At 49.1% G+C, this 16,146-nt stretch carries 12 protein-coding genes and 1 other annotated feature; of the genes, 5 read left to right on the top strand and 7 right to left on the bottom strand.

Features of this window, described 5'->3' with window-relative positions:
* Positions 1–43: 43 nt before the first annotated feature.
* From proC to AB432_RS25230, 4 genes are all read right to left on the bottom strand, one after another.
* A complete protein-coding gene (gene proC / locus AB432_RS25245; protein ID WP_048034632.1) occupies positions 44–886 on the bottom strand; it encodes a pyrroline-5-carboxylate reductase in 843 nt (280 codons plus the stop codon).
* Between the two features lie 20 nt (positions 887–906).
* On the bottom strand, positions 907–2,175 hold the full coding sequence (locus AB432_RS25240) for a glutamate-5-semialdehyde dehydrogenase (RefSeq protein ID WP_048034631.1): 1,269 nt from the start codon (positions 2,173–2,175) through the stop codon (positions 907–909).
* Between the two features lie 39 nt (positions 2,176–2,214).
* The gene (proB, locus tag AB432_RS25235; protein ID WP_048034630.1) at positions 2,215–3,315 is read right to left on the bottom strand and encodes a glutamate 5-kinase; all 1,101 of its coding nucleotides are present in this window, start codon (positions 3,313–3,315) and stop codon (positions 2,215–2,217) included.
* Positions 3,316–3,361: 46 nt separating this feature from the next.
* Positions 3,362–3,609, bottom strand: a binding site (T-box leader).
* 56 nt (positions 3,610–3,665) lie between these two features.
* Positions 3,666–4,283, bottom strand: a complete 618-nt coding sequence (locus tag AB432_RS25230; protein WP_048034629.1) for a hypothetical protein — start codon at positions 4,281–4,283, stop codon at positions 3,666–3,668.
* Between the two features lie 152 nt (positions 4,284–4,435).
* Between AB432_RS25230 and AB432_RS25225 the strand changes: the two genes are divergently transcribed.
* The 5 genes from AB432_RS25225 to AB432_RS25205 all read left to right on the top strand — a co-directional run bounded on the left by AB432_RS25225 (position 4,436) and on the right by AB432_RS25205 (position 12,195).
* Positions 4,436–4,852, top strand: a complete 417-nt coding sequence (locus AB432_RS25225) for a hypothetical protein (protein ID WP_048034628.1) — start codon at positions 4,436–4,438, stop codon at positions 4,850–4,852.
* A 453-nt stretch (positions 4,853–5,305) separates the two neighbouring features.
* Positions 5,306–6,427: an S-layer homology domain-containing protein gene (locus AB432_RS25220; RefSeq protein ID WP_048034627.1), complete on the top strand. Its 1,122-nt coding sequence runs from the start codon at positions 5,306–5,308 to the stop codon at positions 6,425–6,427.
* A 358-nt stretch (positions 6,428–6,785) separates the two neighbouring features.
* The gene (locus AB432_RS25215) at positions 6,786–9,194 is read left to right on the top strand and encodes a 3-hydroxyacyl-CoA dehydrogenase/enoyl-CoA hydratase family protein (protein WP_048034626.1); all 2,409 of its coding nucleotides are present in this window, start codon (positions 6,786–6,788) and stop codon (positions 9,192–9,194) included.
* An 18-nt stretch (positions 9,195–9,212) separates the two neighbouring features.
* Complete coding sequence (locus AB432_RS25210; protein ID WP_048034625.1) at positions 9,213–10,391, top strand: acetyl-CoA C-acetyltransferase; 1,179 nt, start codon at positions 9,213–9,215, stop codon at positions 10,389–10,391.
* Positions 10,392–10,416: 25 nt separating this feature from the next.
* Positions 10,417–12,195 carry an acyl-CoA dehydrogenase family protein gene (locus tag AB432_RS25205; RefSeq protein ID WP_048034624.1) on the top strand — a complete coding sequence of 593 codons (1,779 nt, stop codon included), beginning with the start codon at positions 10,417–10,419 and terminating at the stop codon, positions 12,193–12,195.
* Between the two features lie 55 nt (positions 12,196–12,250).
* On the opposite strand, the gene AB432_RS25200 is transcribed toward AB432_RS25205, so the two are convergent.
* The 3 genes from AB432_RS25200 to AB432_RS25190 are packed head-to-tail and all read right to left on the bottom strand — an operon-like array spanning position 12,251 to position 16,119.
* A complete protein-coding gene (locus tag AB432_RS25200) occupies positions 12,251–13,402 on the bottom strand; it encodes a Ger(x)C family spore germination protein (protein ID WP_048034623.1) in 1,152 nt (383 codons plus the stop codon).
* Position 13,403: 1 nt separating this feature from the next.
* Positions 13,404–14,912, bottom strand: a complete 1,509-nt coding sequence (locus AB432_RS25195) for a spore germination protein (protein ID WP_048034622.1) — start codon at positions 14,910–14,912, stop codon at positions 13,404–13,406.
* On the bottom strand, positions 14,899–16,119 hold the full coding sequence (locus AB432_RS25190; RefSeq protein WP_235617548.1) for an endospore germination permease: 1,221 nt from the start codon (positions 16,117–16,119) through the stop codon (positions 14,899–14,901). The genes AB432_RS25195 and AB432_RS25190 overlap by 14 nt, the downstream gene beginning before the upstream one ends.
* Between the last annotated feature and the right edge of the window lie 27 nt (positions 16,120–16,146).

Genomic DNA, 16,146 nt, shown 5'->3' with positions numbered 1-16,146 from the left:
ATCTTTTTTATTATACATGACAAGGAGGGGGGACAAAACGACTTTACTGGTATTGTGCCCCCATCTCCCGCGATCTTTCCGCAGCACGCAGAATGGCTGCAGTGACGGCCTCCTGGAATTGATAGGCTTCCAATACTTCCAGTCCTGCCTGGGTCGTTCCACCCGGACTCGTTACTTTTTTGCGGAGAATCGAAGGCTCTTCGCGTGTGTCGAGCAGCATATGTGCTGCGCCGATTACGGTTTGCAGTGTTAATTGGCGTGCCATTTCCCGATCCAGCCCCGCGGTGGCACCTGCCCCCATCATGGCTTCTACCAAATAGTAAATATAAGCAGGACCACTTCCAGACAATCCAGTAATGATGTCCAGCTCTTCTTCGGCGACTTCATATACGGTGCCAATTGCTTCGAAAAGTTTGGTAGCCAGCTCGCGGTGCTCTTCCTGGACAAATGGATTCGCGCACAGTCCTGTAGCAGACAAACCAACGGCAGACGAAGTATTGGGCATCGTGCGGATGATCGGGCATTCTGCACCGAGCCACTCTCCGATCAAGCTGGTAGAGACGCCAGCAATCACCGAAATGATTAACTGGTCGGAACGAACGACCCCGCGCAAATCCTGCAAAGCCTCTGCGGCATCCTTCGGCTTGATGGCCAAAATCAAAATATCGGAAGAACGGACAACCTCAAATTTGTCCTGAGTAGCAGTTACCCCGTAGTCATTTGCCAACTCTTCCAAACGCTCCATATTGTTGCGGTTCGTGACGGAAATACGCTCAGAAGGGAGTAAGCCTTTCTTTACGATACCGGAAAGCATGGCCTCCACGATCGAGCCTGCACCGAGAAAACCGATCCGCCCTTCTGTAATCGCTGTTGCTTGGTTACTCATGGTGATTCCCTCCCTTTGGACTATCGGATTTGGCCGTTTCCGCGTACGACATACTTGTAAGAAGTGAGCGCTGGCAAGCCCATTGGCCCACGAGCGTGGAGCTTTTGCGTGCTGATGCCGATCTCGGCACCGAAGCCGAATTCTCCACCATCTGTAAAGCGGGTAGAGGCGTTATGATAAACCGCTGTAGCATCGATCGCAGTCAAAAACTGACGGGCAGCGACTTCATCTTCCGTTACGATTGCCTCGGAATGACCGGAAGTATGCGCTGTAATATGGTCAATGGCCTCGCTCAGGCTATCGACTGTGCGAACCGCGAGAATTAGCGCAGAGTATTCCGTATCCCAGTCTTCTGCCGTTGCATGGTGCAGTTGAGCGGCGAGGTCGGAATGCAGCTCTATCGTACGCTCACAAGCACGGAGCTCGACACCCTTCGCCAGTAGCTTTTGGAGCAAGGCTCGTTGATTTTCCAGTGGCCAATTGCGATGCATGAGCAGTGTTTCGGCAGCATTGCAAACGGCAGGTCGACTTGTTTTGGCATTGATCACGATACTTTCAGCCATGTCGTACTGAGCGGCTTCATCCACATAAATGTGGCAATTGCCGACGCCTGTTTCGAGTACAGGAACGCTTGCGATTTGCAGAACCCGCTGGATCAGTCCTGCCCCACCCCGAGGGATGATGACATCGACGAGTCCATTGGCGGTGCACAAGTAATCGACAGAGGTATGTTCGGCAAAAGGCAAGTACTGTACCGCTTCTGCGTCAAGTCCGGTTGCAGTGAGCGCTTGACGAATGCTAGTCACCAACGCGAGGTTGCTGTGAACAGCGCTGTGGCTGCCGCGCAAGACGATCGCATTGCCCGTTTTGATGGCGATAGCTGCAGCGTCAACGGTGACGTTCGGTCTGGCTTCGTACACCATTCCAATAACACCGAGTGGGACGCGGATTTGTTCGATGAAAAGTCCGTTTGGTCGTGTCCACGAGTCGATTCGTTCCCCGACCGGATCATCGAGGGATACCAGCTGCGCCAGGCTATCCACGAGCTGGGTAATTCGCTCTGGCGTCAGCAGGAGACGATCCAGATAGGAAGGAGGCTGACCGTCTGCTTCCGCGAGGGCGATGTCCTTGGCGTTTGCTGAGAGAATGACAGCCTCATCTGCCAGTAGCTGGTTGCCGATTGCGACGAGCACCTGGTCTTTTTGTTTGCGAGAGAGTATGGCCATTTTTCGTGAAGCCTGTTTGGCCAGGCTTACTTGTGTATGCACTTTTTCTTTCAAGCTTTCCATGGTTTCTCCAACTCCTTCTTTCTATTTACATGGATTCGTTTAGATGACAGGCGTCCATTCATCCCGATGTATAACGGTACCGCTGTGTCGCGTTACGTTATCAGGGGAAAGAAAATCACTTAACTGTGTTGAAGTAAATCTGCTGATACCGCGACCGATCAGCGTACCCTCACAGTAAACCTCGATAACTTCACCTTGCTCGAACATGCCGGATACATCGCGGACACCTGCCAAGAGCAAGCTTTTGCTGTTTTCCAAAATCGCTTCCGCTGCACCGTTATCAACCGTGATTTTTCCGCGGGTAGGGGAGTGAAGCGCAATCCATTGTTTGCGTGTAGGAACGCCGTTCGTTGCAGGCGCTTCTGGATGATAGTTGACGTAGGTGCCATTCCCGTTGCCAGTAAGGACATCCAGTAAATCAGTGGGATTCGTCAATTTTCCGATAAAGCCGGGAATTCCTAATGATTGGGCGGTTTTTGCTGCGATCAGCTTGGAGCGCATACCTCCAGTTCCTAGTTGGGAAGCTCCGCCTGCAAGTGCCTCGATTTCGTCCGTTACACATTCGAGCCAGCCCATGTGTTTGGCATCAGCATGATAACGTGGGTCTTTGTCGTACAAACCATTCGTATCAGTCAGGATCATGTACAAATCGGCATGGATGAGACCAGCGACGAGAGCACCAAGCATATCATTGTCTCCGAAGGTCAATTCCGCTACGGATACCGTGTCGTTTTCATTGATGATTGGCAAAATGTTTTTATCCAAAAGCAGTGACAACGTGGAAAATGCGTGCTGATACCGTTCCTTGTGAGAAAAGTCACCGCGTGTCAGCAAGATTTGCGCCACGCTGAAGTTATGGGCGCCGAACATCTGCGTATAGGTTTGCATCAACAAGCTTTGCCCAATGGCCGCGGCTGCTTGCTTGGCTGCCAAGGATCGCGGTCGCTGCTGATAGCCGAGACTTTGATAGCCGCTGGCGACAGCTCCCGAGGAGACTAAGACAACCTGGTGCCCCGCTTCGCGCAATTGGCTGATAGCCGAGACGAGCAGCGACATTTTCGCCGGATCAACACCGCCTGTAGCTGCTGCAATTGAACTGCTCCCCACCTTTACTACCAAACGCAACTTACCCTTTTTCATGCGTAAAACCCCCTTCTTGCATACAAAAAAGCCCTCTCGTCTCTTTGATAAGGACGAAAGGGCTTGATAACCTCACGCGGTACCACCTTATTTGACGTTTTGGACTGAAGGCATACTTCAGCCAAGAAACGCCCGGCTCTCTTTCTTTGATAACAGGTGAAAGAAACCTGTCCAGGTTTTCCCTGGATGCTCTGGGGTGGGTTCAAACCGATTCAAGGACGAAACCTCTCAGCCGGTGGATTTCGCTCTCTGGACCTGAAGGGCGGTTTTACTATTCCCCGTCATTGCCGCTCACTATGTGCTTATTAATTCACTATTATTCGCTTGATCCACAAGAAATGTCAAGAGGCTTATTGAAATTGTTCATTCCCATAAGCGCCCATTCGTGATTTGATTTCGAAGCGCTTGGTCTTTTGATCGCGCACGAGTCGGTAGCGCAGCGTGCGGTCAGAAGCAAAAGAAGAATCGGTTACATCTTCTACAGTCACATTGAGTTCTCCATTGTTTTTTTGGACAGTCGTGTTTCGTACCGAGATCAAAGTCGGATAGTCGACGCGTGGGATTGCTACGTATACTTTTTCCTTCACCAGCTTGGTTGTCATGTTGTCGTACATGGCTTCTGCCAGTGGACGGCTCCAAAAACGCCCGAAGTACCCCGTTATCTTGTCTTTACTATCGAAGCGTTTAGGCAATTCACGAAAGACGAGACCATCCTCAATCACAGATTTGCCCTTCGCGTTGTCCGCAGCAGCATAATACACATTTTCTAGCTGATGCTCGGCTTGCTTCAAAAAGAGGACGACATCCATTTTGTTATCGCCAAGCTTTTGGATGGCAGACTGCTTGACAGGCTTACTCTGTGTTTTGGCCTTGGTTTTTGCCTGCTCCTGCTTTACTTGCGTCAGGCATCCTGTGACGAGCAAAGAGAGAACGAGAATAAACATCCAGTTTTTCCAATTGACTTTCATGGTGCACCTCACTTGGGAGCAGTCGTTTTATGTTAGCGTGTGTGTGAAAAAAGACAAATAGCCCAGTTAATATATGGATAGGGGTTGTCTGACTCTCGGATTATGACTATCATGGAGAGAGTTGGACAGATCGAACGATTGAGGTGGAATATATGTTTGGGTTTGGCAAAAAAGCAAAAAAGCCGGACGGTATTGATGTTTTGATTATCAAAACCGATGAAGCGAAAAACCGCAACTTTTATCAGGTTGCTTTTCCGAGTGTGGTAGCGAATGATATTTTGTCCATGCTGCAAAAATTGGAGAAATCAAAAATGAACAAGCAAGAGTTCCTAGGGGAAATTGGCGGTTTCCGTATCGTGACCCACTTGGAAGCCTTGACTGGTTTTGAAATTTTGGATGAGGCGGATATGGAGGCACATCCGATACAGATTCAAGATTTTTCCAACATTCTTCTGCGTCGTTTGGAAGCTTTGGAAGAGAGTGGCAAGTTCGGCGAAAACGAAGATTTAGCGTTCCTCATGGGCGAATTGACTATGCTGCGTGATGGTAGCTTTGTACCACAAGACTAAGATTAATAACGAGGGCCGTTGGGATAACCGACGGCTCTTTTTCATTTCCCGTTGGACATAGGCCTTATGGCAGGAGGCTTAGTCGTCCTCGCCAGTTTTTCGCTAGTATATCCGTGTGAGGGACCGCTCTTGGGATTTTCGTCCTGTTCACTCTCATCAACATTTTCTTATATCGGCTGCTTGTGACCAAGGGACCAGGCTGGTTAGAGCAGATTGAAGGATAGTCAGCGTATAGAGAAAAAGGATATAATTGGGCCGCTCATACAAAGTGCGGTTCTTTTTCATTTGTTTTGAAAAAGTATAACAAAGTTCCGTTTTCATCCCGATACAAGAAAGAGAGAGATCAGACCCAGGAAAATAGACCAATATGGCAGGAATGGATGCTACTGGGGACGAATTCCAAAAAAAGGGAGTAAGGCAACGATCATGGAAAGAAAGGAGTTATCGTAAGTCATGGTAAAGCGTTTTGCTATCGTTTTTCTCTTGGCACTGCTAGTGGTGCAAAGCGTTTTTTCAGGGAGTGCGAATGCGGCTGCACCTGGCATGTATACAGACATACAGGGACATTGGGCGCGTGAGCAAATCAACGAAATGGCGGATCTGGGCATCGTAAAGAGGAAGGGATATCAGCCTTTTTACCCAAACAAGCCAGTTACTCGAGGCGAAGCTTTGGCTATGCTCAATCGCGTTTTTGAGACGATATATGGACCGATTGAAAAGCCAGAACGCAAGCCAAACCTGGATCACCGCTATCTACTCCGGGGGGAAGTAGATCAACTGCTGAGCAATCTAAAGACCATGATGAAAATCGAAACGGACGATTTGGGTAAGTTTGATCCAGGAGACCGGATGCTGTACTATCTATATTTGGCTGAAACCGGGCACCTGATGAAAAAGCAAGAGAAGGAAAATCCGGACTGGTGGATGTCCAGTGCCGGGATGCAGTGGCCATTGACGAGAGAAGAAGCCAGCTTGATGCTATTTCATATGCTGGCACCACAAAAATACCGTACAGCTAATATTAAACCACAAGATACAGTCTCTTTCTTTAACAGCCATTACGAATGGAAGCGCGACCGCTTCTATCGGGATACATATTCACCGTACCCGCTGGCGATCCGGGAATTCAATCTGTTTCTCACGGACAAGACCTTTTCTCCGAACAAGATTCTGACGCGTGCAGAATACATCGTTGTGATGGATCGACTGATTGATTATTACCGGATGGATGTAGCTTCGCAGTTCCGTGGTTCATCTGCGAATCAGCAGCACATCGCGCAGGTGTATTTACGAGCAGTGAATTTGGCGTACGAAACCAAAAATCAGAAGCAGTTGTCTGCGCTCTTTACAGACGATGCGCTCAAAAGTATGGCAAAGCTGGAGCAAGTGCCCACGTACAACGGACCGGTAAAAGTATCGGTCAAGGCTGACGAAAACAATTCGAAAACCCTCTGGGTGATTGCTCATTATGTAGACCCGAAAAACGGAGACTTCCAGATTGAATACCGATTGGAAGAAGACGCATCCAACGCTTATGGACGCAAGATCACCACGCTGATTTACTCGCAAAAATAGCACAGAAAAAGGGGCACTGGACAATTGACGCCCCTTTTCTTTTCTTTCGCGAAGTGACGATTGCAACTGACAGAATTTTCGATTACAATAAAAACTGAACGGTGATTCAGTTGGTGGGAGCGTAACATCTCCGGGCATGTAAGACAGCCAAAACGTGGGATGTCATTTTTTAACCCACACACTGAATGAGCATTCATTCAACTTAAGACATGTGCTGACGTACACAGGAATATCTATAGAGAAAGTAGAAGTTTTAAAAATGATCTTCTAGTCTGAAAATTAGGTATTCACTGTTGCGAGGCCATTCTTTTGACCATGAATAAGCCATGACTAGGTTTTTTAAAAGGAGGATTTGGAGATGGAACGCAAAATTCGCAAGGCGGCAGTTCTCGGTTCAGGCGTTATGGGCGCCGGGATCGCAGCACATTTAGCCAACGTCGGTATTCCCACTTATTTACTGGACATCGTGCCGCGTGAATTGACAGCAGATGAGAGTACAAAAGGGCTTTCTTTGTCTGATAGCGTGGTGAAAAACCGGATCGCACAAGCGGGCCGTGACCGACTTTTGAAGGAGAAGCCGGCGCCGCTCTACGATAAAAAGAACATCGACCTGATTACAGTTGGTAACTTCGAAGACCATCTCTCTTGCTTGAGCGAGGTCGATTGGATTATTGAGGTCGTTGTCGAGAACATCGAGGTGAAGAAAAGCGTCTTCGCTATGGTAGAAGCGCATCGCAAGCCAGGGACAATCGTGTCTTCCAATACGTCTGGGGTTTCCATAAACGAAATGGCAGAGGGACGCTCTGATGACTTCCGCAAGCATTTCCTCGGCACACACTTTTTTAACCCACCACGCTACTTGAAGCTGTTGGAGCTGATCCCAGGTCTAGATACAGATCCGCAAGTCATCTCTTTCATGAAGCATTTTGGTGAGCATGTGCTCGGAAAAGGAATGGTTGTTTGCAAGGATACACCTAACTTCATTGCCAATCGCATCGGTACATATGGATTGCAGGTTTCGATCCACGAAATGGTGCGACTGGGGCTTGGGGTAGATGAGGTAGATGCGTTGACAGGTCCGGTCATCGGCCGTCCGAAAAGCGCTACGTTCCGCACACTCGATGTCGTCGGACTGGATACGTACGTGCATGTGGCGGGTAATGTCAGGAACAAAAGCACGGATGAGCAGGAGCGCTCGGTTTTCGAAGTACCGGAGTTCGTTCTGCAAATGGTGGAGAAAAGATGGATCGGGCAAAAGGCTGGTCAAGGCTTTTTCAAGCAGGTGAAGACAGAGAAAGGCAAAGAGATTATGGCACTGTCGGTTGACACGCTGGAATATCGTCCAAGTGTGAGGCCGAAGTTCGCTTCCCTCGAAACAGCCAAAACAGCCAAGACATTGCCTGAGAAGTTGAGAGCGCTCGCATACGGCAAGGACAAGGGCAGTGAGTTTGTCTGGAATGTTTTCAAAAAGGTACTGCTGTACTCTGCTGAAAAAGCTCATGAGATCGCAGACGATATCGTCTCTGTTGATCAGGCCATGAAGTGGGGCTTCGGCTGGGAGATGGGGCCGTTCGAAACATGGGATGCCATTGGTCTCGAAAAGTCAGTGGCAAAAATGCGTGAGGAAAACGAGAAGATTCCGGCACTTGTCGAAGAGCTGCTCGCGAGTGGGAAAACCTCCTTTTATCAAAAAGAGCAAGGGAAGCGCAGCGTGTTTTCCATCGGAGGCACCTACAAGGACGTTGAAGAGAGTAAAGAAAACATCAACTTGGCTGCACTTAAGGAACAAGGCAAGCTGATCAAGAAAAATGCGGGTGCCGCCTTGGTCGATTTGGGCGATGGAGTTGCATGTCTGGAATTTACCTCCCCGCACAATGCACTTGGGATGGATGTCTTGCAGATGGCAAGTCAGGCCGCAGAGGAAGTGCAGAAGAATTTCGCCGGTCTGGTTATCGGTAATCAAGGCAAAAACTTCTGCGTCGGGATGAATCTCGCAATGGCATTGATGGAAGCACAGGATGAGAATTGGCTGGAGCTCGACATGCTCGTCACGAACTTCCACAAAACAGCACGGGCACTGCGCTACATGCATCGTCCAGTCGTCGCAGCACCGTTTGGCATGACGCTGGGCGGCGGTGTTGAGGTGGTCTATCTCGCGGATCGTGTACAGGTTTCGGCAGAGACGTACCTTGGACTGGTTGAGGTGGGAGTAGGGCTTCTGCCAGGTGGCGGAGGAACGAAGGAGATGCTGTTCCGAGCAATGGAAAACGTTCCAGAGGGAGGCAGCATGCCAGTTGATCCGTTCCCATTCGTTGCGAAGGCGTTTGAAGCCATTGCCATGGCAAAGGTATCTACGAGCGGTCAGGAAGCCATCAATCTGGGGTACCTGCGACCGACCGACCGCATCAGCGTGAATGCTGATCATTTGTTGTACGATGCGAAGCAGCTAGTGCTCAAGATGGATAAAGAGGGCTACACGCCGCCAGCGCCACGCAAAATTCGCGTCATCGGAGAAACGGGTTATGCGAACCTGCGCCAAAATATTTACGCCATGAAGAAGAGTGGATATATTTCCGAGCATGATGAGCTGATCGCAAGCAAAGTTGCCTATGTCATGTCCGGTGGTAACGTGCCAGCGGGTACAGAAGTGACAGAGAGCTACATTCTGGAGCTGGAAAAGCAAGCGTTCCTCGAACTGATCAAGACGCCGAAAAGCCAGCAACGGATGCAGCACATGCTGACCAAAAACAAGCCTTTGCGTAACTAGGGAGAGGGAGGGATAACGATGAGAGAAGCAGTTATTGTCGCGGGTGCCCGCACCGCTATCGGTAAATCGAAAAAAGGAAGTCTCAAGGATTTTCACCCAGTCGATATGGGAGCCGCAGTTGTCAGCGACCTGTTGCGCCGCGTGCCACAGCTCGATCCGGCTGATATCGAGGATATCATCATGGGGACGGCTGTACCGGAAGCTGAGCAAGGCATGAATATGGCTCGCCTGATCGGACTGCGTGCCGGATTGCCGACAAATGTATCGGGAATCACGATCAATCGCTTTTGCTCCTCCGGTTTGCAGACGATTGCTTACGCTGCTCAGCAGATCATGGTTGGCAGCTCCGATGTGGTTGTCGCTGGCGGGGTGGAGAGCATGAGTCTGGTACCAATGCTCGGTCACAAAATCGCACTCAATCCGACTCTGGTAGAAACGAAGCCGGAAGCGTACATGAGTATGGGCCATACGGCTGAAGAAGTAGCGAAGAGGTACAACATTTCTCGTGAGGATCAGGATGCTTTTGCTCTGCAAAGCCATCAGCGTGCGACGGCTGCGATTGCTTCAGGGAAATTCCAGGATGAAATCGTACCTTTGACAGTCAAGCAGCATTTTGTCGATGAAGCTGGCAAGGTTCACGTTCAGGAACGTGTTTTCGACAAGGATGAAGGAGCGCGCTCGGACACCACGATGGAGGCACTCGCGAAGCTCAGGCCGGTCTTTCATGTGCAAGGTAGCGTAACAGCAGGAAACTCCTCGCAAACGAGCGATGGCGCGGCGGCAGTTCTCGTGATGTCTGCCGAAAAAGCAGCCGAGCTGGGTGTCGAGCCGATTGCCAAGTTCCGTTCCTTTACGGTTGGTGGCGTAGACCCTGATGTCATGGGGATTGGTCCGGTTGTCGCGATTCCAAAAGCATTGAAGCTGGCGGGAATCAGCTTGGAGGATGTCGATCTGTTTGAGTTAAACGAAGCGTTCGCTTCTCAATCGATTGCCGTCATTCGCGAGCTGGGACTCGATCCTGAAAAGGTCAATGTAAATGGTGGGGCAATCGCATTAGGGCATCCACTCGGTTGCAGTGGTGCCAAGCTGACCGTCCAGCTTTTGAATGAAATGAAGCGCAGAGGCGGCAAATACGGAGTCGTTACGATGTGTATCGGTGGTGGAATGGGAGCCGCTGGCGTTTTTGAAATGATCTAATTTTCATATAAGGAGAGGGATAGTAATGGCAGAAACAAAAGATTTGATCCGCGGTGGAAGCTTTTTGATCGATGCAGGTTCAGCTGATGATGTATTCGTGCCAGAAGAATACACCGAAGAGCAAAAGATGATTGCCAAAACGACGGAGGATTTCGTCAACAATGAAGTTCGTCCTCATTTGGAAGAGCTTGAAAACCACCAATTTGATATTTCGGTTCGTCTGCTGAAGGAAGCAGGGGAGCTCGGTCTATTGGCTGGAGACGTTCCGGAGAAATACGAGGGACTAGGGCTGGATAAAGTCAGCACGGCACTCGTAACAGAGAAGTTCTCGCTGGCTCGCGGCTTTGCGCTCAGCTACGGCGCCCATGTCGGGATCGGTTCACTGCCGATCGTGTACTTTGGAAACGAGGAGCAAAAACAGCGCTACCTGCCTGATCTGGCGTCTGGAAAACGAATCGCTGCCTACTGCCTGACAGAGCCAGGCTCTGGCTCAGATGCGCTGGGTGCGAAAACGACAGCGACTCTCTCCGCAGATGGCACGCACTATATTCTCAATGGAGAGAAGCAATGGATCACAAACGCTGGCTTTGCTGATGTATTTATCGTATACGCGAAAATTGATGGCGAGAAATTTACTGCCTTTATCGTCGAGCGTACATTCCCAGGTGTTTCGTTTGGACCGGAAGAGAAGAAGATGGGGATCAAATGCTCCTCGACACGCACGGTCATTTTGCAAGATGTACCTGTGCCGGTAGACAATTTGCTCGGTGAGCCTGGAAGAGGTCACGTGATCGCGTTCAACATTTTGAACGTGGGTCGTTACAAGCTCGCGGTAGGCGCAGTCGGCTCCGCGAAAAAAGCGGTGGAACTCGCGACGAACTACGCAAAAGAGCGCAAGCAGTTCAAAACGCCAATTGCCAACTTTACCTTAATCAAAAACAAACTGGCGAACATGGCAGTGAAAACGTATGCGGCTGAAAGCTCCGTCTATCGGACAGTGGGTCTGTTCGATACAGCGCTGACTCGTTTGGGTGAAAAAGCGGATGATGGCGCGGAAGTTGCGAAAGCGATTGCTGATTATGCAATCGAATGCTCGATCAATAAAGTATTTGCCACTGAGGTTCTGGATTACTGCGTGGACGAAGGTGTGCAAATCCACGGTGGATACGGCTTTATGTCCGAGTATGAGATCGAGAACATGTACCGTGACTCGCGGATTAACCGCATTTTCGAAGGAACGAACGAAATCAACCGCATGCTCATCCCGGATACGCTCGTGAAAAAGGCGATGAAAGGCGAACTGCCGCTCCTGCAAGCAGCAAGCAGCCTGCAAGCAGATCTGATGAGCTATTATCCAGAAGAAATTGAAGATGCACCTTTGGCTATGGAAAAGCATCTGATCAACATCACGCGCAAAATCATTTTGATGGTGGCTGGTTCTGCGATGATGAAATACCAACAAGCGATGTCCAAAGAACAGGAACTCTTGGCATTCGCGGCTGACATGCTAATCGAGCTGTATGCAATGGACAGCATCGTGAAGCGGACAGAGAAAGCAATGGCGGCAAATGGCCTCGAAGCCGAGCAGCAAAAGCTGGAAATGACCGCTGTCTATGTACATGAGGCATTCGACCGTATCGAAGGCTGGGCAAAAGAAGCATTGGCGGCAATGGAAGAGGGCGACGAGCTTCGTCTGCGCCTCTCGATCCTGAAAAAGCTGACCCGCCGCACGCCGATCAACACGGTAGCACTGAAACGTTCAATTGCAGACCGCGTGATCGAAGCGGGAGCGTATGTGGTGTAGTTCGAAATAGTAAAAGGAAAAAGGAGCAAAGCTCAACGCTTTGCTCCTTTCGTATTTAACGCACTTGCTTCACCTTCGAAATCCCGCCATCGTGAATTGTCACTTTGACGTTCACCGCTCCCAGAGAAGAAGGCTGAAGCGGTAGTGCTCCATTTTGCTGCATTCGTTTCCATTCTTGCGGATATTTCCGATAAAGGGTGTGACCGAGCTGAAGCGTGTCCATCTGCTGCTTCCGACCTTTTTCGTACAGCCCCCGAATCTCCTCTTCAATTTTTTTCGCGGCTTCTTTTTCGATTTCCCGAACGGGGCTTATGTGCTGATATTGTGGTATGAAACCTAGCAGCTCCACATCAATCTGAAACGCGACTTGATTGTCTCGCAACAGCGGCTGTATCTTTACTTTTGGTTTTTGCAGGACAAGGTTTGCGAGAGGTTGCTTGCCTTTTTTTACGGTCAGTAACGATCGGTTGGTATGTTCGTCTAACCAGCGCAATCCGAGCAGTTCAGAGCGCGGCCAGCATCCCTTGACCTCCTTGTTTTGCAGCATGCAGGCACCCGTTGTTTTAAGCTGGGGTAAAGGTTTGTTGTCCTCTGTCCAGGTCTTCCTGTTAATAGAGAGCATTGGCAAATAGACGACCTTGTTGGGCTCATCTCTTTTACTGACAAATTGAAATAGCTTCATCGGGTATATCACGGAGTTTTGCTTGTGAAGATCCTGTGGATTGGACAATTGCGAGTAAATGACAGGCTGGTTGAATACTTGCTTGGGCGTAAGAATATCCATCAGTGGATCTTTGGTCGCATACGTCCAGATTGTGTAGCGAAATTCGTAAAACCGATCAAGCTCATCGATGACCTGATCGAGATGCTGGTGTTTCAGTACTTGTTCACTGAGAACCAGAGAGCGAATATGACTCCAAGTCATTTGCTCCTGATTCGTGGGATAGAGACTAAAGAGGGCGCTCACAAAAGAATCGCCGACCCCTTTTGCAATGGCGACCCCACTCGCAGACCGTTCTCCTCCCGCTTCTTGTTTGGCGATGGTAGAGAAGCTCAATATTTGGGCGTATACCTCGAACTTATTGTCCACATAATCGACCCCAAGCGCATTGACATAAAGCAGATTCTCAATTTCACGCGCGTTCCAGCAGCCACTTAGCAGGAGTGGAAGGAGGAGGAGGACAGCTATTGCTCGGATGTGAGCCATGTCAGGAGCCCTTCCTTTTTTCAGGATTATGCAGGAACTCAGGACTTTTCTCCACTTTGCGCCATGGTGTGCGGAGCAGCGTTTTATACAAATCAGGCCATGAGGTCGGGGCAAGTGGAGACAAATAGTACACGCCAAAAGAGCGCATGTTGGAAAAGAACAGAACCATTGCGAGAAGCGACATCATGAAGCCAAACATCCCGAGAAGCGAGCATAAGAGCAATATCCCGAACCGAAACAGTGTGACTGACGAGACGATATGCTGATTGGATAACGTAAAGGTAGCCATTACGGAAAGCGCGACAATGACAAGACTCCCTGTGGAGGTTAAACCAGCCGATATCGCTGCCTGTCCGACGATCAGGCCTCCTACAACAGATAGTGTTTGACCGATGGACAGAGGAAGGCGCAAACCAGCCTCCTTGAATAGATCAAACAAGAGCACCATGAGCAAAACCTCCAAGGCAGCCGGCAATGGAACACCTTGTCTCGATTTGACGATGGTAGCAATGAGTGTATAGGGAAGCTGTTCCTGATGATATGTAATGAGTCCTACCCAAAAGCCGGGTAAAAAAAGGGCGATGATGACACAGGCGAGTCGTAGAATCCGAACAAATACGACGGAAAAAACAGAGGAGCTGCTATCTTCAGCAGCGTTTAGCAGCATGAAAAAGTTTACAGGACCAATAAGCGAAATGGGAGAGCCATCGACCAAAACGGCAAATCGTCCCTTTAACAGGGCATTTACCACATAATCGGGTCTTCCCGTGTATTGAAACTCTGGCAAAAGAGTAAAGGGTGATCGAGATAATCTTTCTTCTACTTGCATACCGCTAATGATGCCTTTGCTATCAAGAGCGTTCATTCTGTCTTGAATTTCTTTCAACAACGGCGGATCGATTTGGTCCTGCAAATACAACAAACCAACACGCGTATGCGTGTGGCTGCCGATGATATACGGGACGAATTTTAATTGATGCGTCCGCAGCCTTTTGCGGATGAGTCCCAGATTCGTATTCATTTCTTCTGTAAAGCCATCTCGGGGGCCGCTAATCGAGGCGTCTGTATTCGTTTCCTCGGGTTCGCGCCTGGGAGGATTGCCAGTCTCCACATAATAGACTGCTTGAAAGTCTTCAAACACCAGCAATAAATTTCCGGAAAAAACGTGCCTGCATATCCAATCGACATTCGTCGGCTGCGCCAGCTCATTCATGAAAAAGAGCCGTTTCTCAAATAACTCTTCTGCATGGAGAATGTCTTCGTTGACAAAAAGTTGAATGAGCTGCGGCATCAAGTACTCACTGATGTGATCTAAATCGCAAATACAGTCGGCGTAGATAAAATGCACACGAGTGGGAGAGCGTCCTGGGATCAGCGTGTGTGTATCTATGCATACGTCATTACAGTCTTCAAACAAATCTTGAAACGCTTGTACAGAAATCGAGGGTAATTCTTTAACAGCTGATGCTGGCGTATACCCTTTGACCTTGGCAAACCTACGATTCTTCATGTTGTTTCCTCCTAGGGGCGAAGGCTGTCAAGAGAGCGAAAACGACGGAAAGAGACAGGGCCAATACCAACAGACTAGGCATAATCTGTTTCGATAAAAGGCTGTAATATTGAATCGCACTCATCGGGTAGAGGGAGAGGGCAGAAGAGAAGAAAAAGAGCCCGATCAACCACCAAGTCCGCTTCTTGCCATAAGGAATCATCAGGATCTCTACAATGAGCAAAAGCGATAGAGAAATTCGCGTAAAGGCACCGCTAAACCATTGGTATATGCTCAGGAAATCGAGATGCTCGATATACAGGCCGATATTGGCAAGTCGCCATTCTTCATAGGCAGGATAGCGCAATTTTCCGGCTTTATCAGGACCGAATTCTACGATCGCCCCTAGGGTTGGCCCGAATGTAAGGCCAATCATGACAAACGCCAGGATGAATAGTTGATAGTACGGCACTTTGGATTGTAGATGGTGTTTCAAAAATAAAAAGAGGAGCAGCTCGACAAAGCCAGTGCCCGCATACATCATTCCTTTTAACACAGGGGGCATCCCATTTTCCATGATGGGGAGGAGAAGACTGTAATCCTTGTTTGGAAAGTTGGTAGACATGACGAAAAATCCTAAGAGCACGACGAATGGCAAAAGGACAGATGAGGTAATGGCGATAGAGCGGATTCCAAACAGGGCATTTACGAGACACAGGACTGCAAACAAAATCGTATTTACCCCCAGAGGTGTTTCTGGAGCAAACGATAAATTGATCCAGGTAATCGTATCAGTCATCGTCATGGTGGCGATTGCGAAGCAGTAGATACATGTCAGCAGCGCCAAAACAAAATACAGAGGGAAGCCGTAAGTCTGTTTCATCCACTGGAACAGATGCTTATTCTCAGTTTGTTTATAGACCGAATAGAGCAAACCAGTCCACAACAAGTAAAGCAGCCCAGCTAACAAAACCGAGATCCAGGAGTCTCTTTTTGCCGAATCTAGCATCATCGGAATGACGATGACATGGTTCATCAATCCGTTGGTTAAAAGCAGCATGACGACGATTTGTGTAAAAGATAATCCGTTTTTCATGATTTCCCCGCCAAAGTAATCTCGTACTCCCAACAGTATTTGCAGGGTGTTGGGATTTATTCGATTCAGCGGCAGAATGTGCCAAGTCGCATGCATATTTTGGGAAGCTCTCACGAACGCTAATGGAAACATACTTCGTAAAAGGGCGGGAGCTGTAGG

The organism is Brevibacillus brevis, from assembly GCF_001039275.2.
GTDB classification, from domain to species: domain Bacteria; phylum Bacillota; class Bacilli; order Brevibacillales; family Brevibacillaceae; genus Brevibacillus; species Brevibacillus brevis_C.
The sequence above is the reverse complement of the archived record's forward strand: the minus strand, read 5'-3'. Positions and strand labels throughout refer to the sequence as shown.

Excerpts from the sequence above, each read along its gene's own strand:
- proC (WP_048034632.1), bottom strand. The coding sequence starts at position 886 with ATGAGTAACCAAGCAACAGCGATTACAGAAGGGCGGATCGGTTTTCTC.
- AB432_RS25240 (WP_048034631.1), bottom strand. The coding sequence starts at position 2,175 with ATGGAAAGCTTGAAAGAAAAAGTGCATACACAAGTAAGCCTGGCCAAA.
- proB (WP_048034630.1), bottom strand. The coding sequence starts at position 3,315 with ATGAAAAAGGGTAAGTTGCGTTTGGTAGTAAAGGTGGGGAGCAGTTCA.
- AB432_RS25230 (WP_048034629.1), bottom strand. The coding sequence starts at position 4,283 with ATGAAAGTCAATTGGAAAAACTGGATGTTTATTCTCGTTCTCTCTTTG.
- AB432_RS25225 (WP_048034628.1), top strand. The coding sequence starts at position 4,436 with ATGTTTGGGTTTGGCAAAAAAGCAAAAAAGCCGGACGGTATTGATGTT.
- AB432_RS25220 (WP_048034627.1), top strand. The coding sequence starts at position 5,306 with ATGGTAAAGCGTTTTGCTATCGTTTTTCTCTTGGCACTGCTAGTGGTG.
- AB432_RS25215 (WP_048034626.1), top strand. The coding sequence starts at position 6,786 with ATGGAACGCAAAATTCGCAAGGCGGCAGTTCTCGGTTCAGGCGTTATG.
- AB432_RS25210 (WP_048034625.1), top strand. The coding sequence starts at position 9,213 with ATGAGAGAAGCAGTTATTGTCGCGGGTGCCCGCACCGCTATCGGTAAA.
- AB432_RS25205 (WP_048034624.1), top strand. The coding sequence starts at position 10,417 with ATGGCAGAAACAAAAGATTTGATCCGCGGTGGAAGCTTTTTGATCGAT.
- AB432_RS25200 (WP_048034623.1), bottom strand. The coding sequence starts at position 13,402 with ATGGCTCACATCCGAGCAATAGCTGTCCTCCTCCTCCTTCCACTCCTG.
- AB432_RS25195 (WP_048034622.1), bottom strand. The coding sequence starts at position 14,912 with ATGAAGAATCGTAGGTTTGCCAAGGTCAAAGGGTATACGCCAGCATCA.
- AB432_RS25190 (WP_235617548.1), bottom strand. The coding sequence starts at position 16,119 with ATGTTTCCATTAGCGTTCGTGAGAGCTTCCCAAAATATGCATGCGACT.